The organism is Streptomyces nojiriensis (genome assembly GCF_017639205.1).
GTDB classification, from domain to species: domain Bacteria; phylum Actinomycetota; class Actinomycetes; order Streptomycetales; family Streptomycetaceae; genus Streptomyces; species Streptomyces nojiriensis.
Window position 1 is genome coordinate 4,983,024 of sequence record NZ_CP071139.1, and the last position, 25,070, is coordinate 5,008,093.

At 72.4% G+C, this 25,070-nt stretch carries 27 protein-coding genes; 12 read left to right on the top strand and 15 right to left on the bottom strand.

The genetic code is table 11. The annotated features are described in order from the left end of the window. Positions 1–43 precede the first annotated feature (43 nt). The 3 genes from JYK04_RS23290 to JYK04_RS23300 all read right to left on the bottom strand — a co-directional run bounded on the left by JYK04_RS23290 (position 44) and on the right by JYK04_RS23300 (position 1,569). Positions 44–460 (bottom strand): VOC family protein, encoded by a 417-nt coding sequence (locus JYK04_RS23290; protein WP_189743810.1) that lies wholly within the window; start codon positions 458–460, stop codon positions 44–46. Positions 461–470: 10 nt separating this feature from the next. Continuing rightward, complete coding sequence (locus JYK04_RS23295; RefSeq protein WP_030755782.1) at positions 471–890, bottom strand: helix-turn-helix domain-containing protein; 420 nt, start codon at positions 888–890, stop codon at positions 471–473. Positions 891–1,038: 148 nt separating this feature from the next. After that, the gene (locus JYK04_RS23300) at positions 1,039–1,569 is read right to left on the bottom strand and encodes a GbsR/MarR family transcriptional regulator (protein ID WP_189744138.1); all 531 of its coding nucleotides are present in this window, start codon (positions 1,567–1,569) and stop codon (positions 1,039–1,041) included. An 84-nt stretch (positions 1,570–1,653) separates the two neighbouring features. On the opposite strand from JYK04_RS23300, the gene JYK04_RS23305 reads away from it, so the two are divergent. Next, the gene (locus JYK04_RS23305) at positions 1,654–2,547 is read left to right on the top strand and encodes an ABC transporter ATP-binding protein (protein ID WP_189743812.1); all 894 of its coding nucleotides are present in this window, start codon (positions 1,654–1,656) and stop codon (positions 2,545–2,547) included. Then, positions 2,544–4,136 (top strand): ABC transporter permease, encoded by a 1,593-nt coding sequence (locus tag JYK04_RS23310; protein ID WP_189743814.1) that lies wholly within the window; start codon positions 2,544–2,546, stop codon positions 4,134–4,136. Before JYK04_RS23305 ends, JYK04_RS23310 begins: the two co-directional genes overlap by 4 nt. Positions 4,137–4,149: 13 nt before the next feature. Here the strand turns inward: JYK04_RS23310 and JYK04_RS23315 are convergent, their stop codons facing one another. From JYK04_RS23315 to JYK04_RS23355, 10 genes are all read right to left on the bottom strand, one after another. Then, on the bottom strand, positions 4,150–5,358 hold the full coding sequence (locus tag JYK04_RS23315) for a cytochrome P450 (protein ID WP_189743816.1): 1,209 nt from the start codon (positions 5,356–5,358) through the stop codon (positions 4,150–4,152). Between the two features lie 29 nt (positions 5,359–5,387). Continuing rightward, positions 5,388–6,047, bottom strand: coding sequence for a response regulator (locus tag JYK04_RS23320; RefSeq protein WP_189743818.1), 660 nt, complete (start codon positions 6,045–6,047; stop codon positions 5,388–5,390). Further along, positions 6,044–7,393 (bottom strand): sensor histidine kinase, encoded by a 1,350-nt coding sequence (locus JYK04_RS23325; protein WP_189743820.1) that lies wholly within the window; start codon positions 7,391–7,393, stop codon positions 6,044–6,046. The genes JYK04_RS23320 and JYK04_RS23325 overlap by 4 nt, the downstream gene beginning before the upstream one ends. Positions 7,394–7,482: 89 nt before the next feature. After that, positions 7,483–8,154 carry a response regulator gene (locus JYK04_RS23330; RefSeq protein ID WP_030383691.1) on the bottom strand — a complete coding sequence of 224 codons (672 nt, stop codon included), beginning with the start codon at positions 8,152–8,154 and terminating at the stop codon, positions 7,483–7,485. Next, entirely contained in the window at positions 8,151–9,470 is a 1,320-nt protein-coding gene (locus JYK04_RS23335) for a sensor histidine kinase (RefSeq protein ID WP_229876524.1), read from the bottom strand. The genes JYK04_RS23330 and JYK04_RS23335 overlap by 4 nt, the downstream gene beginning before the upstream one ends. Before the next feature lie 22 nt (positions 9,471–9,492). Further along, positions 9,493–10,695: an acyltransferase family protein gene (locus JYK04_RS23340; RefSeq protein WP_229876526.1), complete on the bottom strand. Its 1,203-nt coding sequence runs from the start codon at positions 10,693–10,695 to the stop codon at positions 9,493–9,495. Next, positions 10,688–11,749: an alpha/beta hydrolase gene (locus tag JYK04_RS41360; protein ID WP_229876530.1), complete on the bottom strand. Its 1,062-nt coding sequence runs from the start codon at positions 11,747–11,749 to the stop codon at positions 10,688–10,690. Before JYK04_RS41360 ends, JYK04_RS23340 begins: the two co-directional genes overlap by 8 nt. Before the next feature lie 216 nt (positions 11,750–11,965). Then, on the bottom strand, positions 11,966–12,367 hold the full coding sequence (locus JYK04_RS23345) for a nuclear transport factor 2 family protein (protein WP_189743826.1): 402 nt from the start codon (positions 12,365–12,367) through the stop codon (positions 11,966–11,968). Positions 12,368–12,496: 129 nt separating this feature from the next. Beyond that, complete coding sequence (locus JYK04_RS23350) at positions 12,497–13,078, bottom strand: MarR family winged helix-turn-helix transcriptional regulator (protein ID WP_189743827.1); 582 nt, start codon at positions 13,076–13,078, stop codon at positions 12,497–12,499. Positions 13,079–13,082: 4 nt separating this feature from the next. Further along, positions 13,083–13,712, bottom strand: a complete 630-nt coding sequence (locus tag JYK04_RS23355) for a DJ-1/PfpI family protein (RefSeq protein ID WP_189743829.1) — start codon at positions 13,710–13,712, stop codon at positions 13,083–13,085. 179 nt (positions 13,713–13,891) lie between these two features. Here JYK04_RS23355 and JYK04_RS23360 point away from each other — a divergent pair, with 179 nt between their 5' ends. The 3 genes from JYK04_RS23360 to JYK04_RS23370 all read left to right on the top strand — a co-directional run bounded on the left by JYK04_RS23360 (position 13,892) and on the right by JYK04_RS23370 (position 16,810). Beyond that, complete coding sequence (locus JYK04_RS23360) at positions 13,892–15,253, top strand: aspartate aminotransferase family protein (protein ID WP_189743831.1); 1,362 nt, start codon at positions 13,892–13,894, stop codon at positions 15,251–15,253. Between the two features lie 138 nt (positions 15,254–15,391). Then, positions 15,392–16,057 carry a GntR family transcriptional regulator gene (locus JYK04_RS23365; RefSeq protein WP_189743833.1) on the top strand — a complete coding sequence of 222 codons (666 nt, stop codon included), beginning with the start codon at positions 15,392–15,394 and terminating at the stop codon, positions 16,055–16,057. Between the two features lie 102 nt (positions 16,058–16,159). Further along, positions 16,160–16,810: a hypothetical protein gene (locus tag JYK04_RS23370; protein ID WP_030010934.1), complete on the top strand. Its 651-nt coding sequence runs from the start codon at positions 16,160–16,162 to the stop codon at positions 16,808–16,810. 112 nt (positions 16,811–16,922) lie between these two features. On the opposite strand, the gene JYK04_RS23375 is transcribed toward JYK04_RS23370, so the two are convergent. After that, the gene (locus JYK04_RS23375; RefSeq protein ID WP_189743835.1) at positions 16,923–17,669 is read right to left on the bottom strand and encodes an SLATT domain-containing protein; all 747 of its coding nucleotides are present in this window, start codon (positions 17,667–17,669) and stop codon (positions 16,923–16,925) included. A 269-nt stretch (positions 17,670–17,938) separates the two neighbouring features. Here JYK04_RS23375 and JYK04_RS23380 point away from each other — a divergent pair, with 269 nt between their 5' ends. From JYK04_RS23380 to JYK04_RS23410, 7 genes are all read left to right on the top strand, one after another. Continuing rightward, complete coding sequence (locus JYK04_RS23380) at positions 17,939–18,283, top strand: YbaB/EbfC family nucleoid-associated protein (RefSeq protein WP_189743837.1); 345 nt, start codon at positions 17,939–17,941, stop codon at positions 18,281–18,283. A 39-nt stretch (positions 18,284–18,322) separates the two neighbouring features. Next, positions 18,323–18,922 carry a recombination mediator RecR gene (gene recR, locus JYK04_RS23385; RefSeq protein ID WP_030010802.1) on the top strand — a complete coding sequence of 200 codons (600 nt, stop codon included), beginning with the start codon at positions 18,323–18,325 and terminating at the stop codon, positions 18,920–18,922. Continuing rightward, complete coding sequence (locus JYK04_RS23390; RefSeq protein ID WP_189743839.1) at positions 18,915–19,562, top strand: DUF5063 domain-containing protein; 648 nt, start codon at positions 18,915–18,917, stop codon at positions 19,560–19,562. The genes recR and JYK04_RS23390 overlap by 8 nt, the downstream gene beginning before the upstream one ends. A gap of 143 nt (positions 19,563–19,705) precedes the next feature. After that, positions 19,706–20,980: an aspartate kinase gene (locus tag JYK04_RS23395; protein WP_189743841.1), complete on the top strand. Its 1,275-nt coding sequence runs from the start codon at positions 19,706–19,708 to the stop codon at positions 20,978–20,980. After that, complete coding sequence (locus tag JYK04_RS23400) at positions 20,977–22,050, top strand: aspartate-semialdehyde dehydrogenase (RefSeq protein WP_189743843.1); 1,074 nt, start codon at positions 20,977–20,979, stop codon at positions 22,048–22,050. The genes JYK04_RS23395 and JYK04_RS23400 overlap by 4 nt, the downstream gene beginning before the upstream one ends. A gap of 273 nt (positions 22,051–22,323) precedes the next feature. Continuing rightward, a complete protein-coding gene (locus JYK04_RS41365) occupies positions 22,324–23,085 on the top strand; it encodes a SigE family RNA polymerase sigma factor (RefSeq protein ID WP_373297491.1) in 762 nt (253 codons plus the stop codon). Continuing rightward, positions 23,082–24,164 carry a hypothetical protein gene (locus JYK04_RS23410; protein ID WP_189743845.1) on the top strand — a complete coding sequence of 361 codons (1,083 nt, stop codon included), beginning with the start codon at positions 23,082–23,084 and terminating at the stop codon, positions 24,162–24,164. The genes JYK04_RS41365 and JYK04_RS23410 overlap by 4 nt, the downstream gene beginning before the upstream one ends. Positions 24,165–24,274: 110 nt before the next feature. Here JYK04_RS23410 and JYK04_RS23415 read toward each other — a convergent pair whose 3' ends face one another. Continuing rightward, a complete protein-coding gene (locus JYK04_RS23415) occupies positions 24,275–25,039 on the bottom strand; it encodes an SURF1 family protein (protein WP_189743847.1) in 765 nt (254 codons plus the stop codon). Positions 25,040–25,070 lie beyond the last annotated feature (31 nt).

Here is a 25,070-nt window from a genome sequence, read left to right on the forward strand (position 1 = left end):
TCTCGGGCGGGCCGCCTGCGCGGACTCCTGCGGCAGTCGGCGGCTACGGCTTACGGGGCTGGTTGAAGCGGAGCATGTTGCCCGCCGGGTCCCGGAAGGCGCAGTCGCGGACGCCGTACGGCTGGTCGACGGGCTCCTGCAGCACCTCCCCGCCGGCGGCCCGGATGTGTTCGAAGGTGGCGTCGACGTCGTCGGTGGAGAAGATCACGCCGCGCAGCAGGCCCTTGGCCAGCAGCTCCGCCATGGCCTGCCGGTCGGCCGCGGAGGCGCCCGGGTCGGCGAGCGGCGGTTCGAGGACGATCTCCACGTCCGGCTGCGTGGGGGAGCCGACGGTCACCCAGCGCATCCCCTCGAACCCGACGTCGTTGCGGACTTCCAGGCCGAGGATGTCGCGGTAGAAGGTGAGCGCCTTGTCGTGGTCGTCGACGGCGATGAAGCACTGCGAGAGGTTGATGTCCATGCCGTCGACGCTACGAGGAGGGTGCGGATTTCGCTTCTCCGATCCTGACCGGTCGCGTGAGGATCTTGGCGACGCACGCCGGGATCGCCGCGCCGTCGTCGTGGCTGCGGGCCCGGTAGGCGCTGGGGGTCTCGCCGACGAGCTCGGTGAAGCGCGAGCTGAAGGACCCCAGCGAGGTGCATCCGACGGCGAAGCAGACGTCCGTCACGCTCATGTCGCCGCGTCGCAGCAGCGCCTTCGCGCGTTCGACGCGGCGGGTCATGAGGTAGCTGTACGGGGTTTCCCCGAAGGCGGTGCGGAAGCTGCGGGAGAAGTGTCCCGGCGACATGAGGGCGACGTTCGCGAGTGCCTGAACGTCCAGCGGCTCCGCGTACTCGCGGTCCATCATGTCCCGGGCGCGGCGCAGCCGTACCAGGTCCTCCAGGTTCATGCGTTCCAGCATGGCACGCAGGAGGTGTCCCGTCTGCGGGTATCGGTGCTTCCGGATCCGGCCGTCCGGCCATCAGGTGACCGGCCGGGTCGGGCCCGGTCGGGCCCGGCGGGCCTGGTCGGGCTTGGCCGGGCCGGGGCGGGCCCGCTCAGGCGAGGCCGATCGTCGCCTTGTGGACCCGCCAGCGGTCCATCAGACCCAGCATCTCGCCCTGCATGAACTCGAAGAAGGCCGCCGTCTCCGCGACGCGCGCCCCGGCGGGAGAGTCCGTGCCGAGGGTGGCCGCGCCCTCGCGCAGGGTCTTCTCCCACAGGGTCAGGACCTGGTCGCGGCGCGTGAAGGTCTCGTACCAGAGCTCGTTGTGCAGGACGTACCGGTCGCGGCGCGAGCCCGGTTCGCGCTCGCGGCTGACCATGTTGACCTGGGTCAGGTAGGACACCGCGCCCGACACCGCGGCCGGGCTGATCTGCAGGGCCTCGCCCAGCTCCGCCGAGGTCATCGCGCCGCCGTCGCTGGCCAGCAGCTGGGCGAAGACGCGCGCGGCCATCCGCTGCATCCCGGCCTCGGTCAGCTGCGCGGCGAACCGCTCGACGAAGCGGGAGACGGCGTCGCCGTCCCGGGCACCGGCGGCCGTGCCGGAATCGCTGCCGGCATCGGTCCCCGCGTCCACATTCACCATGTCATCTGCCACCTTTCCGACTTTACGCGATTCCTGAGATTCCCAAACTTCACAAGTTTGTGAAAGTAGCGTACGTTCGGAAGCATGACGAAGGCAATCAGCGTTGCCGGCCTCCACAAGGCATTCGGCCGCACCCGCGCACTGGACGGACTCGACCTCTCGGTCGCCACCGGCGAGGTCCACGGCTTCCTCGGCCCCAACGGCGCCGGCAAGTCCACCACCATCAGGGTCCTGCTGGGCCTGCTGCGCGCCGACTCCGGCACCGCCGAGCTCCTCGGCGGCGACCCCTGGGCCGACGCGGTCGCCCTCCACCGCCGTATCGCCTACGTCCCCGGAGACGTCACCCTGTGGCGCAACCTCTCCGGCGGCGAGGTCATAGACCTCTACGGACGCCTCCGCGGCGGCCTCGACCGGACCCGGCGCGCCGAGCTCGTCGAGCGGTTCGAGCTGGACCCCACCAAGAAGGGGCGCACCTACTCCAAGGGCAACCGGCAGAAGGTGGCCCTCGTCGCCGCCTTCGCCTCCGACGTCGAACTGCTCGTCCTCGACGAACCCACCTCCGGCCTCGACCCGCTGATGGAGGAGGTCTTCCAGGCCTGCGTCACCGAGGCGCGCGCCGCCGGCCGCACCATCCTGCTCAGCTCGCACATCCTCAGCGAGGTCGAGACCCTCTGCGACCGGGTCAGCATCATCCGCAGGGGCCGCACCGTGGAGACCGGCACCCTCGCCGAACTCCGCCACCTCACCCGTACGTCGATCAGCGCCGAGCTGGCCGGCCCGCCGAACGGCCTCACACACCTGCCGGGCGTGTACGACGTCCAGGTGCAGGGGCTGAAGGTCCGCCTCCAGGCCGACACCGACAAGCTGGACGCGGTGCTCCGCTCGCTCACCGCGTCGGGGGTGCGGTCGCTGACCTCGACCCCGCCCACCCTCGAAGAGCTCTTCCTGCGCCACTACACCGAAGAGGCGTCCCGATGAACAACGGACTGGCCGGTACCGGGGCGCTGCTGCGCCTCGCCCTGCGCCGCGACCGCGTGATGATGCCGGTGTGGACCCTGGTCACCGCGCTCATGGTGGTGAGCATGCCCGGCTCACTGGGCAGCGTGTACGCCACCGCCGCCGAACGCGCCCGGGCCGCCGCCTCGATGAACGCCAACAGCTCGATGCGTGCCCTGTACGGACCGGTCTTCGACGATTCGCTCGGCGCCCTGACCGCCTGGCGGGGCGGTGTCTACGCCGCCGTCCTCGCGGCCGCCATGAGCCTGGTCATCGTCGTCCGGCACACCCGCGAGGAGGAGGAGACGGGCCGTCAGGAACTGCTCTCCGCCGCGATGGTGGGACGGCGGGCCCCGCTGACCGCCGCGCTGCTCGCCGCCCTCGTGGCCAACGCCTGTGTCGCCCTGCTGGTGGCGGCCGGTCTCGCGGGGCAGGGCGCGCCCGGCGCGGTCGCCCTCGGCCTGGCCGTCGCGGCCACCGGGATGTTCTTCGCCTGCACGGCCGCCATCGCCGCCCAGCTGACCGAGAGTGCCCGCGCCGCCAAGGGGATCACGGCCGCCGCGCTCGGCGCGGCCTTCGTCCTGAAGGCCGCGGGCGACGCCGGCACGGGGGGCGGGCGGTCGGCCCTGACCTGGGCCTCGCCGCTCGGCTGGGTGGAGAACGTCCGGGCCTTCGCCGCGGAACGCTGGTGGGTGCTCCTCCTGTTCGCCGCCGCCGTCACGGTGCAGGCGGGCGCCGCGTACGCCCTGGCCGGGCGCCGCGACCTGGGCATGAGCTTCCTGCCGTCGCGGCCGGGGCCGGCCGAGGGACGCCTGGGCACGGCGGGTGCGCTGGCCTGGCGGCTGCAGCGCGGCAGCGTACTGGGCTGGAGCGCGGGCTTCCTGATCGCCGGTGTCGTCTTCGGCGGAATGGCGGACGGCGCCGCGGACCTGGTCGGCGACAACGACCGGACCCGCGAGATCATCGAGCGGATGGGCGGGCAGAGCGGGTCGGGCGCGCAGGGTGCGCTGACCGACGCCTTCCTCGCCACGATGGCCGGCATGTTCGGCATGGTCGCCGCCCTGTACGCCGTTTCGGCCGTACTCCGCCTGAGCGGTGAGGAGTCGGGCGGGCGCGCGGAGCCGCTGCTGGCGAACGCGGTCGGCCGGCTGCGCTGGGCCGGCGGCCACCTGGCCGTGGCCTTCGGCGGATCGGCGCTGATCCTGCTGCTGGCAGGGCTCGGTCTCGCCCTCGGGCACGGCCGCGAGCCGGGTGCGGTGATCGGCGCCACGCTCGCCCAGCTCCCGGCGGTCTGGCTGATCGGAGCGCTGGCGGCACTGCTGTACGGCGCGGTCCCGCAGTACGCGGCGGCCGCCTGGGGGGTGGCCGGGGGCGCGCTGGCCCTGGGCTGGGTCGGCCCGGCGCTGAACCTCCCGCAGGCCGTCCTGAACCTCTCGCCCTTCGCCCACCTGCCCCGGCTCCCGGGCGCGCAGGCCCTGGACCCGGCGCCGCTGCTGGTCCTGACCGCGCTGGCGGCGGCCCTGACGGCGGCGGGCCTCGGCACCCTGCGCCGCCGCGACATGATCGCCTAGCGGGCGTCCCGGCTCAGAACTCCACCAGCAGTTGTTCCAGCCCCCGGATGACGTAACCGTCCCGCCACCGCGGCTCCTCGACGAGCCGCAGCGGCGGGACTCCGTCTGCCAGCAGCGCCCCGAACGAGGCCTCCAACTCCCGCCGCGCCAGCGGCGCCCCGAGGCAGTAGTGGATCCCGGCCCCGAAGGTCAGGTGCGGGTTGTCGGCCCGTACGAGGTCCAGCGCGTCGGGATCGTCGAAGCGCGCGGGATCCCGGTTCGCGGACCCGAAGAGCAGTGCGACCTCGGCCCCGCGGGGGACGACGGTGTCACCGATCCGGATGTCGTCGAGCACCCAGCGTTCGAACATCTGGAGGGGAGTGTCGTACCGCATGAGTTCATCCACAGCTGTGGACAACTTTTCGGGATCGCGGCTCTCGCGGAGCGCGGCGAGCTGCGCGGGATTGCGGAACAGCGCCCACCACCCGTTGACGGTCGTGTTGACGGTGGCCTCGTGCCCGGCGTTCAGCAGCAGCACACAGGTGGAGATCATTTCCTGCTCGCTGAGCCGCCCCTCCTCATCGTGGGCGGCGATCAGCCCGGAGATCAAATCCTCCCCGGGGCGGCTCCGCCGCTCGGCGATCAGCCCCCGGAGATAGGCGCTGAACTCGACGCTCGCCCGCACCGCGCGCCGCGCCGTCTCCTCGTCCGGCCGGAGCTCGAACATCCCGCAGATGTCCGCCGACCAGGGCCGCAGCAACCCCCGGTCCGCCTCGGGCACACCCAGCAGCTCCGCGATCACCGCCACCGGCAGCGGCTCGGCGACGACGGTGAGCAGATCCCCGCCCCCGTCCGCACGCAGCCGCCCCACCAGCTCCCCCGCCAGCCGCCGCACCGCGGGCACGAGCCGCTCCACCGTCCGCGGCGTGAAGGCCTTCGCCACCAGCCTGCGCACCCGCGCGTGCGCAGGATCCTCCAGGTCCAGCAGGCCGTTGCCGTTGAGCACGTGGAACGGCTCGTGCTCGGGCGGCGGCGCCTCGCGGCCGAACTCCTCGTGCGAGAACCGGTGGAGGTAGGTCCGCCCCAGCCGCCGGTCCCGCAGCAGCGCACTCACATCGGCGTAGTGCGGCACCAGCCACTGCCCGGTGGCCTCCCACCACACGGCCCGCCCCTGCTCCCGCAACTCCCGGTACGCCGGATACGGATCGGCGACGAACGCGGCATCCCACGGATCAAAGCCCATCCCCGCACCCTAAAGCCGGCAGGGTCCGATCAGGCGGGTGTCACCAAGCGGGTTTCGTACGCGTACACGGCCGCCTGTGTCCGGTCCCGCAGGCCCAGCTTCACCAGGATCCGGCTCACATGGGTCTTGATGGTGGACTCGGCGACGACCAGCCGGTCGGCTATCTCGGCATTGGACAGCCCCTGCGCGATCAGTACCAGCACCTCCGTCTCCCGCTCCGTCAGCTCACCCGCGCCCGCCGGGTCCGCCAGCTTGCGGGCTTCGGAGATCTTCGAGAACTCCACGATCAGCCGCTTGGTCACCGAGGGCGCCAGCAGGGCCTCCCCGGCCGCCACCACCCTGACCCCGTCGGCCAGCTGACGGGCCGACGCGTCCTTGAGCAGGAACCCGGAGGCCCCGGCCCGCAGCGCCTGGTACACGTACTCGTCGAGGTCGAAGGTCGTCAGGACCAGCACCTTCGCGTCCGTGTCGGCGGCCACGATCTCCCGCGTGGCCTCCAGCCCGTTCATCCGCGGCATCCGGATGTCCATCAGCACCACATCCGGCCGCAGCGCCGCCACCTGCTCGATGGCCTCCCGTCCGTCCACCGCCTCGCCGACCACCTCGATGCCGTCCATCGCGTTCAGCAGAACGGAGAACCCCTCGCGCACCATCACCTGGTCGTCGACGATCAGGACCCTGATCGTCATACCGTCCCCTCCCGCGGCTCCGGCGCCGACTCCGCACGGTGGGCCACCGGTATGAACACCGCCACCTCGTACCCGCCCGCCGGTGTCCGGCCGGCCGTCATCTCGCCCTCCAGCATGGCCACCCGCTCCCGCATGCCCGTGATCCCGTGCCCGGCCCCCGGCGACGGCCGCGCGTCCCCGGTCGCCCGGTCGTTGACGATCCTTATGCCCAGGCCGCCCAGCACGTACGAGACCTCCACCTCGGCCGTGGCTCCCGGCGCGTGCCGCAGCGTGTTGCTGAGGGCCTCCTGGATGATGCGGTACGCCGACAGCTCCACGCCCTGCGGCAGCTCCCGCACCGAGCCCGTGATCGTCTTCTCCACGATCAGGCCGGCGTCCCGCACATTGGCCAGCAGCCCCTCCAGCGACGCCAGCGTCGGCTGCGGGGCGTCCGGGGCCTCGTAGTCCGCGGAGCGCACCACACCCAGCACCCGCCGCAGCTCTGTCAGAGCCGCCACGGCGTTCTCCCGGATGGTGACGAACGCCGCCTCCAGCTCCGGCGGCGGATTCTTCACCCGGTACGGCGCGGCCTCCGCCTGGATCGCCACCACCGACATGTGGTGGGCCACCACATCGTGCAGCTCCCGCGCGATCGTGGTCCGCTCCTCCAGCAGCGTCCGCTTGTCCCGCTCGACGGCCGTGACCTCCTGCTGCGCGCTCACCTCCGCCCTGGCGTCAAGGCGTATCCGGATACTGCTGGCGATCACCAGGGCGAAGGCCGAGGCCACCGCCATCTCGGGCAGGTTCGACCCCCAGTGGCCGCTGAACACCACGGAGATCGCCGATCCCAGTACGAGGGTGAGCGTCCACATCCAGGCCGCCACCCGGGCCCCGGTCCGCAGCGTGACGAGGAACATGACCGCGATGTACGCGAAGAAACTGCTGTCGGTCCACGGCCAGTTGTAGCCATAGCCGTACCCGTCGCCGAGGCCGGCCGTCACCACCGTCATCGCGATGGCCGCCCACCACGCGCCGACCGGCCGCACCAGCGTCATCAGGACCGGGGCCGCGGAGATCACCGCCATGGCTATCGGCCTGAGGTTGCCCCATGCGCCCAACTGCGTGTTGAGCGCGGTCAGCCCGACGAGGACGGACAGGATCCCCACCGCCGCATGCCGCCGCCACGGCGCGTACCGGCGCAGCACCCCGGGAAGCCGGCGCACGAAGCGCCCGGAGGTCTCCGCCAGAGGCAGCGGCCGGTAGGCCAAGGCGTCGGTGACGAGATCCCGTCGGAGGGTCGCGATCACCTCAGATGCCAGTCGGAACTCAGGTGCCCGGGATGTTCCCCCGGTGGTCGTCTCGGTCATGCACACCACCGTAGGTCCGTACCGGCCTCGTCCGCGTCGCCGCTGATGGGGATTTCCCGGGGTCCCTCTCAAGTACTACCCAGGTCCGCTCAGTAGCCCGTCGGGCGGATCAGGCCCGTCTCGTACGCGAACACCGCGGCCTGCGTGCGGTCCCGCAGACCCAGCTTCACCAGGATCCGGCTCACGTGCGTCTTCACCGTCTGCTCGGCCAGCACCAGGTGCTCCGAGATCTCGGCGTTCGACAGGCCCTGGGCGATCAGCGACAGCACCTCCGTCTCCCGCTCGGTCAGCGCCTCGATCCGGGCCCGCGACGGCGCGCGCGGCGCTCCCAGCCGGGAGAACTCCGTGATCAGCCGCTTCGTGATGTTCGGCGAGAGCAGCGCCTCGCCGGCCGCCACCACCCGCACCGCCTCGGCGAGCTGGTCGGCGGACGCGTCCTTGAGCAGGAACCCGGAGGCCCCGGCCCGCAGCGCCTCGTACACGTACTCGTCGAGATCGAAGGTGGTCAGCACCAGCACCTTCACCGCGGCGTCCGGCACCGCGGTGATGACGGACGTGGCCTCGATCCCGCCCATCCCCGGCATCCGGATGTCCATCAGCACCACGTCCGGAGCCAGCTCCGCCACCTTCGCGACCGCGTCCGCCCCGTCCACCGCCTGCCCCACGACCTCTATGTCGGGCTGCGCGTTGAGAAGCACGGTGAAGCCCTGCCGGACCATCATCTGGTCGTCGGCGATCATCACCTTGATCGGGGTGCTCATGAGGCCCTCTTCGTCTCGGAGTCGGGGACCGCGGGCAGGTCCTGCGGGTCCATCGGGAGTACGGCGCTCACCTCGTACCCCCCGTCGGGGCGCGGGCCGGCGGCCAGTTCGCCCCCCAGCATGCCTGCCCGCTCCCGCATCCCCAGCAGCCCGTGCCCCGCACCGGGCGAGGGCGGGGCCGACCGGGTCGGCGCGCTGTTCGCGACGCACAGGTGCAGATCACGCGGCCCGTACGCGATGCCCACCTCCACCCGCGAACCGGGCGCATGGCGCAGTGCGTTGCTCAGCGCCTCCTGCACGATCCGGTACGCGGTGAGCTCCACGCCCGGGGTCAGCGGCCGCCGTATCCCCGCGATCTCGGTCGTGACGTCGAGTCCGGCCCCCCGCACGTTGTCCACGAGGCCGTCCAGGTCGCCGAGGGTGGGCTGCGGATGATGGGGGTTCGCGGGATCGTCGGGCCGTTCGGACCGCAGCACGCCCAGTACCCGCCGCAGCTCCGTCAGTGCCTCCAGCGCGTTCTCCCGGATGCCGGCCAGATTCTCCTTGAGCTCCTCGGACGGGTTCTCCACCAGGTGCGGGGCGACCTGCGCCTGGATGGAGATCACCGACATGTGGTGGGCGACGACGTCGTGCAGTTCGCGGGCGATCCGGCTGCGCTCCTCCAGCAGGGTGCGCCGGGCCCGCTCCTCCTCGGTGAGGGTCTCCTGCTCGACGAGTTTGCCGCGGGCGAGGCGGGTGGCCCGCAGGGCGTAGCCGAGGATCCCCACGAACGCGAAGAGGAGGGCCACGCCCCCGATGATGGTCTGGCTCCGCGGCGGCCTGAGGACGATGTCGGCCAGTCCGCTGAGGGCGAGCGTGATGCCGATGACCGAGGCGGTCACCCGGGGCGGCACCCGCAGGGCGACCATCAGGAGCACGGGCGCGAGCGTGAACGGCCCGGCGGCCGTCCAGGGCCAGGACTGCCCCGGGCCGACGTGGTCGTGGATGGCCCAGGCGACGAGGCCGGCGGTGACGAGCCCGAGCCACCAGGCGGCGACCGGACGGAACATGCTGAGCACCACGGACGCGGAGGTCAGCAGCGACAGCCCCAGCACGGCCGAACCGAACACCCCGTAATGGTCGTTCAGCTGCATTCCCGTCAGGACGCCGCAGGGAATGGCCACGTATCCGAGGACCGCATGCGGCAGCCAGGCCAGCCAGCGCGGCCGCGACATCTTCGGCAGCGGGTCCCGGCGCAGGGTGAACAACTCCCGGGCCAGGCCGAGCGGCAGGCGGCTGCGGACGTCGGCGGCGGGTGGCTCGGTCTGCTGGTTCACGCCGTCCAGGCTAAGGCGGGCCCTAGACATGGGTGATCTCCTTGGCGGGGGCCGTCCCGGGGCGGGGGGCGGCGGCGGTACGGGCGGCGCGGGACGGCTTCGGACGGCGGGATGCCTGCTCGTGGATACGGAACGCGGCCCAGCACAGCGACAGCGCGGCGGCGAACACGGGCAGCCACAGCAGCCGGGCCGCTATCCAGCCCGGCGAGTCGGGCACCGTGTGCAGCCCGGGCAGGTCGGCCGAGACCAGCAGCCCGAGGGCGGTGACGGCCATCATGGCGGTCTGGTGCCACAGGAAGACGGTCATGGCGGAGAGGTTCACCAGGGCCACCTTCGCCCAGGCCGCCGGCCGTCGCATGGCCCGGGCCAGCGGCTCGCGCACCAGGAGGGCCAGCCCGCACTGGGCCAGCCCGAAGGCGGCCGCCGCCAGCGTCGGCGGGTTCAGGTTCGACACGGCGGCCCCGGGGACACCCACCATCGACGCCGGGTACCCGCCCCAGAGGATCAGCGCGGCCGTGGCCAGGACGCCCGCGCCGAGCAGGAGCAGCGCCCGGTCGCGCCGGGCGAACGCCCCGCGGGACCAGGCGGCGCCCAGGGTGAAGGGGACGAGCCAGCCCGCGCCCACATTGACCCAGCCGATCCACCCGGGGCCGTCCAGCCCGAAGCGCCACACGTCGACGGCAGCCACCACGGCCAGCGGCCACAGCGGGCTGAGCCGGGCCACGAGCGGGGTCGCGGCGGTGAGCACGGCGAACACCAGCAGGAACCACAGCGGCGACAGCACCAGCGTGACCAGCGACCGGACGGTGGTGAACTCCGCCCCGCCGATCAGCATCCCGGCCGCGACGACCGTCCAGAGAACCAGCACCGCGGCGACCGGACGGAACAACCGCCCCAGCCGCTGACCGGCCCACGCGCCGTACGAGAGGCCGCGCTCGCGCGCCGACCCGTACCCGCGGGCGGCGACATGGCCGCCCACCAGGAAGAAGACGGACAGTGTCTGGAACACCCAGGACACCGGGGCCAGCCACGGCAGGTGCGCCAGCGGGCTGGTCGTGCTCAGCGCGCCGTCGTGTGCGGTCAGCGCGGTGACCAGCCAGTGGCCGAGGACCACGCCGAGGATCGCGAAGGCCCGCAGCGCGTCCACGGCCCGGTCGCGCCCGGCCGGGGTGGCTGCGTCGATGCCCGCGGCCAAGGTGGACCAGCGGGCGCGGAACTCAACCACGGTCGGCCTCCGATGCGGGGGTGGTGCCGAGGACGATGGCGGCCAGGCTGTCGAGGGACTCGGTGCCCGGCTTGAGGTAGTCGCTGTGTCCGACGGCGCCGGCGGCGAAGGGCCGGGCACCGAAGGCGGGGTCGACCGGGTCGGTGCCGAAACCGATCCCGCCGAACCGCACATGCGGGACGTTGCCTATCCAGTCCCCGCTGCCCCGGCCGGCCCAGACCCGGGCCCCGGTCGGCAGCTCACGGGCGGACCCGGCCCCGGTCCCCGGGCTGCCGAACAGCGCGATGTCGCCGACCGCGGACCCGGTGGCGGTCCGGGCGCAGACCACGGAGCCGTAGGAGTGGCACAGGAGGGAGATCCGGGCACCGGGCCCCGACATGCCGCGCAACTGCTCGAGGAAGGGAGCCAGTTCGCCGGCGGCCGCGTCGGACCGGTCGGCGCTCAGGACGGTGGTGCTCACCGTGCCGGGGGTGTCGTACCCGAGCCAGGCGACCACGGCGGAGCGCGGATGCCCGGCCTGCAGGCGCTGCTGGAGGGAGACGGCCCCGGCACGGAACCGCTCGTAGGTGTCCAGCGTGGTGTCGGACCCGGGCACCAGGACGGCGACCCGGTCGGCGCTCTCCAGCTCGCCGAACACCTCGACGGCGCGGCCCCTGCCGCGGCCGTCGAAGGTGAGGAACCGGGCCGCTCCGGCCGCGCTCATGGCGCGCAGCCTGGCTGCCCGGCCGGGGCGGTCGGCGTCCTCGGCGGTACGGACCGCCTCGGCGAGGTTGGCGCTGTTGGCGGCGTACCGGCTGCGGGGCGTGGCGTCCTCGGAGAACGTGGCGGGCGCGGGGGCCGGGACGTTCGGGGAGGCCGCGGCGGACACGGGGACCACCACGGCCGCGGCGACCAGGGCGGCCAGCAGGCCGCGGCGCAGCCGGCCACTGCCGGAGCCGGCCCTCCCGGTGGCGAGCGCCGTGCCCGACCCGCGGGTCCTTCCCGTGGCCCCGGTCCGCGTCCCTGCCCCGGTCTGTGTCCCTGCCCCGGTCTGTGTCCTCGTCCCCGTTGCCATGGTCCTCTTCCTCCGGTCGCCGGAAGAGCCGTGAACGCTCTTCTCTGCTACCGAAGTTAGAAATCCGGGCCCGTGGTCGGCGTCACGCCATGGAGCCGTGTTCGCGCGTAGCTCTCAGGTATGACGGGGGATACCTGCGAGCCAGGGCCACGACCGTCACGACCGTCGTGACCGTCACGACGTCATGACCTCACGGCCCAGCGCTGAGCCCGCGGCTCAGTCTGCCACCAGGGGTTCGACGTAGCCCGCCCGCCAGCGCGGGGCCGGGTCCTGGCCGGGGCTGGTCCAGTACTCCCGCGCCCCCACGATCTCCCCGTCCCGCACGGTCCAGAGGGAGACGGCCCGGTAGACGACGTGGTCCTGGGGTATCTCCACCTCGGTGACCACGAGGTTCCCGTCGGCCAGGATCCGCAGCAGTTCCACGGATCTCTCGTCCGCTCTCTCGTCCGCGCAGTCGTCGTCGCTGTTCACGGCTATGAAGTTGGCGCGCCCCACGATGCGCTCGCCGCTCACGGGCCATTCGATGACCGCGTCCTCGGCGATGAGCCCGGCCACGCCGTCCCAGTCGCGTGCCTCGATCCGCTCCCACAGTTGTGCCACTACCCTCAACGGCTCCATGTGCCGCAGTGTCCGGCAGCTCCGTTATACGTAACAAGCTTTGCCTGCAGGCTTATTGACTTCGACACAATCGCTCACGGCGGGGCCTTCGCGCCGCGAGCAGGGCGCCGAAGGCGGTGCCGTCCGGGCCTATTCCGGCGCGGGTGCGGGAATGCCGGCGGACGGCGCGCCGGACTCCAGCGCGTCCAGTGCCGTGGCCAGCCGCTCCAGGACGCGGACCGTCTCCGCGAAGGCGGCATCGCCCAGCTCCGTGGTGAGGCGGGCCGCCAGGGCCGCGTGGCCCGGGCCGATCCGGTCCACCGCGCCCCGCCCCTCCTCCGTGGGCCGCAGCAGCTTCGCCCGCCGGTGGGCGGGGTTCGGGGCGTATTCCGCCAAGCCCTTGGCGACCAGCAGGTCCGCGATGCGCTGCACGCTCTGCCGGGTGATGCCCATGTTCCGGGCGATGCCCGCGACGGGCAGTGGCTCCCGCAGTACCGCGCCCAGGACCTGCCACCAGGCGGCCGTCAGCCCGGCCGGCTTGGCCAGCTCTTCCGAGATGGCGAGGAACTGGCCGTTCAGCCGGAACACCCCGAGCGCGGTGCGGCTCAGCAGGTCCTGCTGGGTACGGGCGTGGGCAGGGGCGCGGGTGCCGGCGTCCGCGAGGTCCCCGGCGGGCAGCGGCTCGTGTGTCAGCGGCTCGTGCACCAGCGGCCCGTGGGTCGCCTCGCTCATCGCCTCACGCATCGCCGGCCGCCGATGCCGCCATCAGCACCGGGTACGCGCTGACGTCCGAGTCGTGGAAGAGCCCGTACCAGGCGTCCAGGACGTCCGGCTTGTAGACGTCCAGACGGGCGAAGACCTCGCGGGCGAAGGCCACCGGCTCCGTCGGCCCCGCCGTGATCAGGTCGCCGTCGGTCACCGCGTCGGCCTCGACGTAGCACTCGGCGCCCCCGTAGCCGGGCTGCTCGGCGAGGTAGAAGGAGGCGGCGCTGGTGTGGGTCCGGCCGTCCAGCAGGCCCTCGCGGGCGAGGCCGGCGGTGGCTCCGCAGATCGCCGCGACCGGCACTCCGGCGGCCAGGAACTCCCGCGCCTTGGCCGCGAACGGAGCCAGATCGTCGCTCGTGTCCCACAGGGACGCGCCCGTGAGGATCAGCAGCGAGGAGTCCTCCGGTAGCAGGCCGGCCAGGGCCAGGTCAGGCTGGATGCGGACGCCGCCCATGGTGGTGACCGGCTGCGCGGCGCTCACGCCGACCGTGCGCACGGTGTGGCCGCGCTGGGTGAGGTGCGCGGTGGTGTGGCCGGTCTCCCAGTCCGCGTACGTGTCGTAGACCGCGAGGTGGACGGGCTTGCGCGGGGTCTCGCTCATGGTGCTTTCGCCTCCAGCGTGGTTCCTGCTCTATGACAATAGACTGTCATGACGACAGGATGCTGTCAATCCTGCGAGGGGGTTCGAGCCCCCTCGCAGACAGACTGCCGAGAGCGGCCCCCCACCCCCATACAGTCCGCCGATATCCCGCCCCACCTGCGCACTTCTAGCGTGACGACATGACCCCTCATGTCACCTCGCACACCCTTGCCACCGTGAAGGACGCAGATCGGAAGCACGTCTTCCACTCCTGGTCCGCCCAGGCCCTGATCGACCCCCTCGCCGTTGCCGGGGCCGAGGGGTCGTACTTCTGGGACTACGAAGGCAAGCGGTTCCTCGACTTCTCCTCCCAGCTGGTGAACACCAACATCGGCCACCAGCACCCCAAGGTCGTCGCCGCGATCCAGGAGCAGGCCGCCCGGCTCTGCACCCTCGCGCCCGGCTTCGCCGTCGACGTCCGCTCCGAGGCCGCACGCCTCATCGCCGAGCGGACCCCGGGCGACCTGGACAAGATCTTCTTCACCAACGGCGGCGCCGAGGCCGTCGAGAACGCGGTGCGCATGGCCCGTCTGCACACGGGCCGCGCCAAGGTGCTCTCCGCCTACCGCTCCTACCACGGGGCCACCGCCGCCGCGATCAACCTGACCGGCGACCCGCGCCGCTGGCCCTCCGACACGGCCGCCGCCGGCGTCGTGCACTTCTGGGGCCCGTACCTCTACCGCTCCGCCTTCCACGCCACCACCGAGGCCGAGGAGTGCGCCCGCGCCCTCGCCCACCTCGCCGACACCATCGCCTTCGAGGGGCCGCAGACCATCGCGGCGATCATCCTGGAGAGCGTGCCCGGCACCGCCGGCATCATGACCCCGCCCGCCGGCTACCTCGCGGGCGTGCGCGAGCTCTGCGACCGCCACGGCATCGTCTTCATCCTGGACGAGGTCATGTCGGGCTTCGGCCGCACCGGCAAGTGGTTCGCGGCCGACCACTGGGACGTCACCCCCGACCTGATCACCTTCGCCAAGGGCGTGAACAGCGGCTACGTCCCGCTCGGCGGCGTGGCCATCTCGTCCGCCATCGCCGAGACCTTCGCCACCCGCCCCTACCCGGGCGGACTGACGTACTCCGGCCACCCCCTGGCCTGCGCCGCCGCCGTCGCGACCATCAACACGATGGAGGAGGAGGGCATCGTCGAGCACGCCGCCCACCTCGGTGAGAACGTGATCGGCCCGGCGCTCGCCGAGATCGCCGAGCGGCACCCCTCGGTCGGCGAGGTCCGCGGGCTGGGCGCCTTCTGGGCCCTGGAGCTCGTACGGGACAAGGAGACGCGCGAGCCGCTCGTGCCGTACAACGCGGCCGGTGCGGACAACGCGCCGATGGCCGAGTTCGCGGCGGCCTGCAAGGCGTCGGGGCTGTGGCCCTTCGTGAACATGAACCGCACCCACGTGGTCCCGCCCTGCAACGTCACGGAGGCGGAGGCCAAGGAGGGCCTGGCCCTGCTGGACGAGGCGCTGACGGTCGCCGACCGCCACACCACGGCCGGCTAGACCCGCCCGCATCCGGCATCCGCACCCGCCCACCGGGTGCGGATGCCGGATGCCGGATATCGGTTGGCTACCGATCGGTTTTCGGCCGCGTTGTCTGGCCTATGGTGTCCGGAGCTCTACGACAGGAGACGGACCCCTATGCCAGGCAGCGGAGCTGTCACCCGCAACACACTTCGCCAGCAGATCGCGGACGCGCTGCGTGACGAGGTGCTCGCGGGACGCCTGCCCCCGGGGACCGAGTTCACCGTCAAGCAGATCGCCGAGCAGTACGAGGTCTCCGCGACCCCGGTGCGCGAGGCGCTCGTGGACCTCTCGGCCCAAGGGCTGCTCGAACTGGTCCAGCACCGCGGCTTCCGCGTGCGGGTCTTCTCCGTGGACGACTTCCGGGGCATGGTCGAGGCCCGTTCGCTCGTCGTGGACGGGATCTTCCGCCGGCTCGCCGAGCGCGGCACCGCCCCCGGCTCCGGCGAGCTGCTGGTGTCGGTGCGCCGCCGGGGAGAGGAGGCGCGGCGGGCCGCGCAGAGCGGTTCGCTCGAAGTCCTGATCGGCTACGACCTGCGCTTCTGGCGGGAGCTGAGCGGGCTGGTCGCCAACACCTACATCTCCGAGTTCCTGCACCGCATCCGCGTGCAGTGCTGGGTCTTCGCCGTCCCCCACCTCCAGCGCGAGCCGCAGCTGCGGTCGGCGCTGTGGGACGGTCACAGCGAGCTGGTGGACGCGGTGACGCTGGCCGACGCCGACGCGGTGCGCGGGATCGTGCGCGGCTACAACGAGCACGCGCTGGCCTGGGCCGCCCGCCTCTGAGGGCCCGGGTGTCTTGCCCCCAGGTTCTGCGCACCCCTTCGCGGAGGGTGTCCGGCCCACTACGCTGGCCGGAATCGGCGACAACGACTGATCGGAGGCCGAGTGGCCTGTGACCTGTGGCTGGTCCCCCTTGTCGACGTGCTGTGCCACAGCCCCGACAACCCCTTCGCGGAAGAGATCGCCTCGTACGACAGGGCGCTGGGCGCGGCCGGACTGCCGTCCGTGCCCGTGTTCGCGTACATGCCGGGCCTGAGCGGGGACGTCGCCCCGGTCGCCGGCTTCGACTACGACGCCCTGCACTTCCTGAGGCGGGCGTACATGCTCCAGCTCTGCGGGCTGCCCGTGACCCCGGTGGACGAGCTCGGCGGGGACTACGAGCAGCTGCTGGAGATGTTCGAGCCCACGGCCCAGCAGTCGCACCTGGTGTGGCACTACGACCACGCCGGGGCCTATGTCCCGGTGGACTTCGCGGCTCCGCTGGCGAACGAGGAGCTGCTGGCCGGGGGCGGGCCGCTGGGGTCCGGTCAGGGGCTGCTGCGGGAGCTGCTGTTCGTGGCCCCCGCCATCGGGATAGACCCGGGGAACCCGCCCGCCGCACCGGCGCCGCCGGGGCGGCCGACGCTGCTGGAGGAGCCCGCGGGGCCGATTCCGTACGACGACAGCCCCTTCGCCCGTGAGCGGCACGTGTGGCTGGGACTGCACGCGGCCGCGACGCGGAGCCTCGGCCAGGGATCGATGATCATCTTCAGCTGAGCGGCTCCGGTGGGCGGGGTACGGGTCCGCTGCGCGGAACCCCGGCCCCGCCCGTCCCGTAAGCCCCGCCCGTCCCGTAAGCCCCGCCCGTCCCATGAGCCCCGCCCGTCCCTCAGCGCGGCTGCTCCGGCGGCCGCTGCCGGGGCATGTTGGGTCTGGTACCCGGCGGCAGCGGGAAGCGGGCGGGCGGGATGTTCGGGTCCGGGCGCCCCCCGGAGGCCCCCAGCGACTGCATCACCAGCGGCGCGGGCCCGGCCCGGAACTCCACCATCCAGTCCGCCGTCTCCGACCGCACCAGCTCGGTGATGTCCTCCGAGAAGCGGCGCAGCACGGTCAGGCACCGCTCCGCGGCCTCGCTGGCCGTGCCCTCGGTGGGGCCGAGCACCTCGCGCACGTTCTCCGAGGCCCAGTCGAACTGCAGGGTCTGGAGTCGGCGCTGCACGGCCTGGGCGGTGGCCACGTCCCGCATCCACCCGGACGTCAGCCCGAAGAACCGGTCGCAGGCCAGCGCGGCCGCGCCCAGCAGCAGCGCGAGGTAGCCGTAGGTGGAGGCGCCCGGGATCGAGCCCGTCAGCTCCAGCAGCGGCATCGAGGCGCCCGTGACGGCGCCCACGGCCGCCCCGGCGCGCAGCACGCGCGCACCGCGCCGCTTCCAGGCCCGGTCGGACAGGTACCACTCGGCGGTGCGCAGCGCGTCGGCCTCGACCCGCCGGTAGAGCTCGTCGAGCCGCTCGGCGGGCTCGCCCCAGTCCCCGAGGGGGAACGGCCGGCCGGTCAGATCGCCCGCCGCCATCGGTCCGCCGCCTTCCTCCCGGGGATCCCGGGGTGGCCCCTCGGGCTGCATCTCCGGCTGGCTCACCCGGCACTCCCTCTGCCTGCGCTGACGTGTGGTGGTGCGCGTGTGCGCAATGATGCGCATGCTCTTCCTACCTTCGAATGACGGGCGATGGGCGACGATTCCCGGGATTTCCGCCCGCAAGGAGGTCTCCATCAGGTACGCGCACGCCTCGTCTCTCACTCGAAAGAGTTGGTCCTCACGGCGTAGGGCGCGGGGCCCGGGGAGCACGTAGGCTCGGATTGACCAGCGTTCCTAAGGTCTCGACGTACGACGTATGGAGTGAGTGCCCTGTGATTCCCGGTGGTGGCCAGCCCAACATGCAGCAGCTGCTCCAGCAGGCCCAGAAGATGCAGCAGGATCTCGCGGCCGCGCAGGAGGAGCTCGCACGGACCGAGGTCGAGGGCCAGGCCGGCGGCGGTCTGGTGCGGGCGACCGTCACCGGCTCCGGTGAGCTGCGCGCGCTGGTGATCGACCCGAAGGCCGTGGACCCCCAGGACACGGAGACGCTCGCCGACCTGGTGGTGGCCGCGGTGCAGGCGGCCAACGAGAATGCGCAGGCGCTCCAGCAGCAGAAGCTGGGCCCCCTGGCCCAGGGCCTGGGCGGCGGCAGCGGTATCCCCGGCCTCCCGTTCTAGCCCGGCCCTCCCCCCTACCCGACGAAAGAAGGCAGTCCGTTGTACGAAGGCGTGGTTCAGGACCTGATCGACGAACTGGGCAGGCTGCCCGGCGTCGGGCCCAAGAGCGCGCAGCGGATCGCCTTCCACATCCTGCAGGCCGAGCCCACCGACGTCCGCCGCCTCGCGCACGCGCTGCTGGAGGTCAAGGACAAGGTCCGGTTCTGCGCGGTGTGCGGGAACGTGGCGCAGGAGGAGCGGTGCGGTATCTGCCGCGACCCGCGCCGGGACACCACGGTCATCTGCGTCGTCGAGGAGCCGAAGGACGTCGTCGCGATCGAGCGGACGCGCGAGTTCCGGGGGAAGTACCACGTCCTCGGCGGCGCGATCAGCCCGATCGAGGGCGTCGGCCCGGACGACCTGCGCATCCGCGAGCTGCTGGCGCGCCTGGCGGACGGCGAGGTGACCGAGCTGATCCTGGCCACCGACCCGAACCTGGAGGGCGAGGCGACCGCCACCTACCTCGCCCGCATGATCAAGCCCATGGGCCTGAAGGTCACCCGCCTGGCCAGCGGACTCCCCGTCGGGGGAGATCTGGAGTACGCGGACGAGGTCACGCTCGGGCGGGCCTTTGAAGGAAGGCGACTTCTCGATGTCTGACGCAACGCTGCACGCCCTCGGCCAGGATCCGGACGACTTCGCCGCCTCGATCGCGGACCAGATCGAGTCGTTCATCGTTGCGGTCACCGAGGTGGCCAAGGGCGAGGACCCGGACAGTGCGGTGCCCTTCCTCCTCCTGGAGGTGTCCCAGCTGCTGCTGGCGGGCGGCCGGCTGGGCGCGTACCAGGACGTGCTGCCGGAGGAGCGCTACGAGCCCGACCTCGGCCCGGAGCCGGACGTGGACGACCTGCGCGAGCGGTTCGCGATCATGCTGGAGCCGGTCGACGTCTACTCCGAGGTCTTCGACCCCTACGAGCCCCGCAAGGCCCCGGTGGCCCACCGGATCTCCGACGACCTGGCGGACGTGGTCGCCGACCTGCGGCACGGGCTCATCCACCACCAGTCGGGCCGCATCACGGAGGCGCTGTGGTGGTGGCAGTTCTCGTACTTCACCAACTGGGGTCCGACGGCCTCGGCCACCCTGCGCGCCCTCCAGTCGCTGATCGCCCACGTACGCCTGGACCAGCCGCTGGCGGCGCTGGACGGCCTGGACACGGACGAGGACATGGCCGAGGACGATCTCGCGGAACAGGCCGGACAGGTGATGGCCGAGGAGCTCGGCGGCCTCGGCCGCACGTGAGCGGACGCGGCGGCCCTGCCGGGAGCCGGTAGCCGGGAACTCATCCTCTGATCTTCTCGTCTCATGATGCGGTACGGGGCGGTCGGATCCCGGTCGCTCGTTAGACTGCACCAGCAATGAGACGGACTGAGCGAGGAGCGCACGTGGGCCTTGTCGTGCAGAAGTACGGAGGCTCCTCCGTAGCCGATGCCGAAGGCATCAAGCGCGTCGCCAAGCGGATCGTGGATGCCAAGAAGAACGGCCACCAGGTGGTCGTCGTGGTTTCCGCGATGGGCGACACGACGGACGAGCTGATCGATCTCGCCGAGCAGGTATCGCCGATGCCTGCCGGGCGCGAATTCGACATGCTGCTGACCGCCGGGGAGCGGATCTCCATGGCCCTGCTGGCCATGGCGATCAAAAACCTGGGCCACGAGGCCCAGTCGTTCACCGGTAGCCAAGCAGGCGTGATCACCGACTCGGTCCACAACAAAGCGCGCATCATCGATGTCACGCCGGGCCGGATCCGCACCGCGCTGGACGAGGGCAACATCGCCATCGTCGCGGGCTTCCAGGGGGTGTCCGCGGACTCCAAGGACATCACCACCCTCGGCCGTGGCGGCTCGGACACCACCGCCGTCGCGCTCGCCGCGGCGCTGGACGCCGAGGTGTGCGAGATCTACACGGACGTCGACGGCGTCTTCACCGCGGACCCCCGCGTCGTGAAGAAGGCCAAGAAGATCGACTGGATCTCCTCCGAGGACATGCTGGAGCTCGCGGCCTCCGGCTCCAAGGTGCTGCTGCACCGCTGCGTCGAGTACGCGCGCCGCTACAACATCCCGATCCACGTCCGCTCGTCCTTCTCCGGACTGCCGGGCACCTGGGTCAGCAACGAGAATCCGCAAGGGGACGCGCAGGTGGAGCACGCCATCATCTCCGGAGTCGCGCACGACGTCTCCGAAGCCAAGATCACGGTCGTCGGGGTCCCGGACAAGCCGGGCGAGGCCGCGGCGATCTTCCGCGCCATCGCGGACGCCGAGATCAACATCGACATGATCGTGCAGAACGTCTCCGCGGCCTCCACGGGCCTCACGGACATCTCCTTCACGCTCCCCAAGACCGAGGGCCACAAGGCCATCGAGGCCCTGGAGAAGGCGAAGGGCGCGATCGGCTTCGAATCCCTGCGCTACGACGACCAGATCGGCAAGATCTCCCTGGTCGGCGCGGGCATGAAGACGAACCCGGGCGTCACCGCCTCCTTCTTCCAGGCGCTGTCCGACGCGGGCGTGAACATCGAGCTGATCTCGACCTCCGAGATCCGGATCTCGGTCGTCACCCGCCAGGACGATGTGAACGAGGCCGTCCGCGCCGTGCACACGGCCTTCGGCCTCGACTCCGACAGCGCCGAGGCCGTCGTCTACGGGGGCACCGGACGATGACCCCCACCCGGTCCTCCGGCCCGGCACTCGCCGTGGTCGGGGCGACCGGAGCAGTCGGTTCGGTCCTGCTCCAGATGCTGTCCCTGCGGGCGGACGTCTGGGGTGAGATCCGCCTGATCGCCTCCGCGCGCTCGGCCGGCCGCATGCTGGCCGTCCGCGGGGAGGAGACCGAGGTGATCGCCCTCACCGAGGACGCCTTCGACGGCCTCGGACCGGGCGACATCGCCCTCTTCCTCACCCCCGCCGACGTCTCGGCCCGGTGGGCCCCCGTGGTCACCACGCGCGGCTCGGTCGTCATCGACCTGTCCGCCGCCTTCCGGGAGGACCCCGAGGTCCCGTTGGTGGTGCCCGAGGTCAACGGGCACGCCGTACGGATCCGGCCGCGCGGGATCGTCGCCGGCCCGGACTGCGTGACCGCCACCATGATCGCGGCCCTGGGCGCGCTGCACTCCGAGTACTCCCTCTGCGACCTCGTCGTCTCCTCGTACCAGGCCGCGAGCGCCGCCGGCCGGGCCGGTTCCGAAGCGCTGCGCCGCCAGCAGTCGCTGGTCGCCGGGACCTCCCTGGGCGAGCAGCCGGGGGACGTACGCCGTGCCGTGGGCGAGGACACCGGCCCCTTCGCTGCCCCGCTCGCCCTCAACGTCGTGCCCTGGTCCGGTGAGCTGCGCGCGGACGGCTGGTCCTCGCACGAGCTGGCGGTACGCGCGGAGACGCGCCGGATCCTGGATCTGGAGCAGCTCCCGGTGTCGGTGACCTGCGTCCAGGTGCCGGTGCTGACCGGGCATTCGCTGACCGTGCGGGCCCGGTTCGAGCGCGAGGTGGAGGCCGCGCACGCCCGGGAGATCCTGGAGGCCGCGCCCGGCGTGGTGCTCGTGGACGACCCGGAGGCCGGGGAGTTCCCCACCCCCGTGGACGCCGCCGGGACGGATCCCGCCTGGGTGGGGCGGCTGCGGGCCTCGCTCGACGACCGTCACGCCCTGGAGTTCTTCGTGTGCGCCGACAATCTCCGCAAGGGCGCAGCGCTGAATGCCACACAGATCGCGGAACTGATCGCGGGTGAATTTGCGTAATTCGCTTTGTAGGATCGGTGCTGATCCCTTGATCAAGGTGATGGCCCGACTGCCGTCTCGATAAAGACGGGGCAATCGGGAAGAGCGGGTGCGCATGAGGGCAATAGGGATTTTGCTGGTGAGGCTGCCTCGCGCGTACAACCCTGATGGGGGGACGCGTGTCCAACCGGCGTGGCAGACACACTGCTCGAACCGGCCGTCCGGCCGGCGCAGATCGGGATCATCCCGTCGCGCCGGGGTCTCCGCACACCCGGCGGCGGTTTTCCCGTGATCGTGCCCGTCCCGCCGGCGGGGCCCTCGGCGGGACCGTCGACGGCGCCCGTACGGACCGCCGTACCGATCCGGAGCGGTCTCGTGCCCGCGCCGCGCGACAGCGCTGAGACGGACGGGAGCAGCAAGAGCGAGGCGGTCGAGACGGCCGAGGCGGTCGAAACGGCTGAGACGGCTGAGACGCCCGAGACGGCCGAGGCGGTCGAAACGGCTGAGACGCCCGAGACGGCTGAGACGCCCGAGGTGGTCGAGACGCCCGAGGTGGTGGCCGGCACCACCGTCGACCACCTCACCGCGACCTACCAGGCGCACTACCGCTCCCTCCTGGGCCTGGCCGCGCTGCTCCTCGACGACACCGCCTCCTGCGAGGACGTGGTCCAGGAGGCCTTCATCCGGGTGCACTCCGCCCGCAACCGGGTCCGCGACCGGGAGAAGACCCTGGCGTACCTGCGCCAGACCGTCGTGAACCTCTCGCGGTCCGCCCTGCGCCGCCGCATCCTCGGCCTCAAGCTGCTCTCGAAGCCGATGCCGGACATGGCGAGCGCCGAAGAGGGCGCGTACGACCAGCTGGAACGGGACGATCTGATCAAAGCGATGCGTGGACTGCAGCGGCGCCAGCGCGAGGTGCTGGTGCTGCGCTACTTCGCGGACATGACGGAGGTCCAGGTCGCCGAGACGCTCGGAATATCGCTCGGCTCGGTGAAGGCGTACGGATCGCGGGGCATTGCCGCGCTGCGGGTGGCGATGGAGGCTGCGCAGTCATGATGGACGACCACACATCGCCGGGCGGGGCGAGCGGGGAAGAAGAGCTGCGCATCCTCCTGCGCGGGGCCGTCGAAGGCCTGCAGCCCTCCGCGGACGCGCTGGAGCGACTGCGCGACGCCGTCCCCGCGCGCCGGACCCGCAACCGCCGGGCCGCCTTCGTCGGCGCCGCCGCGGCCGTGCTGCTCGTCGGGACGGCGATCCCGGCCGCGCTGCACCTGTCCGCGGCCGAGGGCGCGGCCACGGACCACCCGGCGATGGCCGGGCACGGCGAGGCCGCGGGCGACCAGCACAGCGCACCGGGTTCCAACCCCCACCAGAACGGCTTCGGTGCCCTGCCGAGGTCGACCCACTCCGGCGAGGTCCCGTCCGCGGGCGGGGGCACCGGCCAGCCGAACGCCACGGCGGTCCCCCCGGCGAACGGTCTGACGGCAGGCCCGTCGGGCGCCGGGACCTCCGCCGGACCGGCCGGTTCCGGCGGGCCGGTGGCGGGCTCGGGCCCGCTGCCGCCGGTGGCGGCGCCGGGAGTGCCCGGGTGCGGCGCGGACCAGCTCGGGGTGGTGGGATCGGCCCGGGCCCCGGAGACCGACGGCAGGGTGTACGGCAGCTTCCGGGTCACCAACGTCTCGGCGCAGGGCTGCTCCGTCGCCGGTCAGGACACCCTGACGGCAGCCCCGGCGCCCGGTACCGGGGCCGGCTCGGGCGCCGGGGTCGCGGTGGTCGGCCACACGGCGGGGGATCCGGCGAGCGGGCTGCTGCCCGACCCGGCGGCCGCTGCTCCGTCGCTGGTGCTCCCGCCGAACACGGCGTACGAGGTCCGCTTCGCGTGGGTGCCGTCGGGGCAGACCTGCGCACCGGCGAACCCGGACGCGGGCGGCAAGTCCCCGCAGACCGGCCCGGCGGGCACCACGGGCGGCACGGGCAGCGGACCGGCGGTCGAGCCGCAGTCGGGCGCGTCCCCGGCCCCGGCCGGCGTGGCCGTCTCGCACACCCCGCAGTCGGGGGCCACGACCACGCGGACGACGATCCCGCAGGCCTGCGGCGGAACGGTCTACCGGACGGGCGCGATCCCGCTGTCCTAGGCCGTGTCCGCGAAGTAGCGCCGGCCGCCCGAAGGGCGGGCCCAGGCGTCGCGGGGCGGGCGGGACTTTGCGGACACGGCCTCAGGGGGTGTCCTGCCGAGCAGGCCGGGCTACCGCGCGGCAGGCTCCAGCAGGCCCGCCTCGGCGTCGCGGATGGTCTCCACCTCGCGGCGGTAGAGCCGGAACCACATGAAGAGCACGAAGGCGGCGAAGACGAACCACTCGCCGGTGTAGCCGAGGTTCTGGAAGGCCTTCAGGTCGAGCCCGGTGTTGGTCGGCGCCTGCGCGGGCACCGGAATCATGCCGTCCGACGGGGTCTGCACGGTCAGCCAGGCGTCGTACAGGTCGTACGGGACGATGTTGACCAGCGAGGCCGCGCTGATCACCCCGAGCTGCCCGGCCGGCAGCCCGCCCTGGGAGTGGACCCCCTTCGTGCCGGCGTTCTCCGAGGCCTGCAGGGCCCCGCTGACCTCGACCCGGCCGGTCGGCGGGACCGGCGCCTTCGCGGGATCCGCCGCTCCCGGCAGCCAGCCCCGGACGACCGGGACGGTCTTGCCGGAGTCGGTCTTCAGCAGCGTCAGTACGTAGAACCCGGACCGGCCGTCCAGCCGTCGCTCGGGCACCAGCAGCTGGTCGCCGTACTCCCCGGCCGTGGAGGCCAGTCGCCCGGAGGTCGTCTTGTCGACCGGAAGCAGCGAGTCCAGGGGCGCGGCCACCTGGTCGGCCGGCCGCTCCGTGCTCGCTTCCCGGTGGCTGTCGACGCGGTCCTCGAACCGGCCGAGCTGCCAGGACCCCATGAACAGGCAGAAGGGAACGGCGAGCGCGACGAAGACGTTGATCCCCCACCAGCGCGGGGTCAGGAGAAACCGGTGCACCCCACCACCGTACGGGGGGTGCACCGGTCGG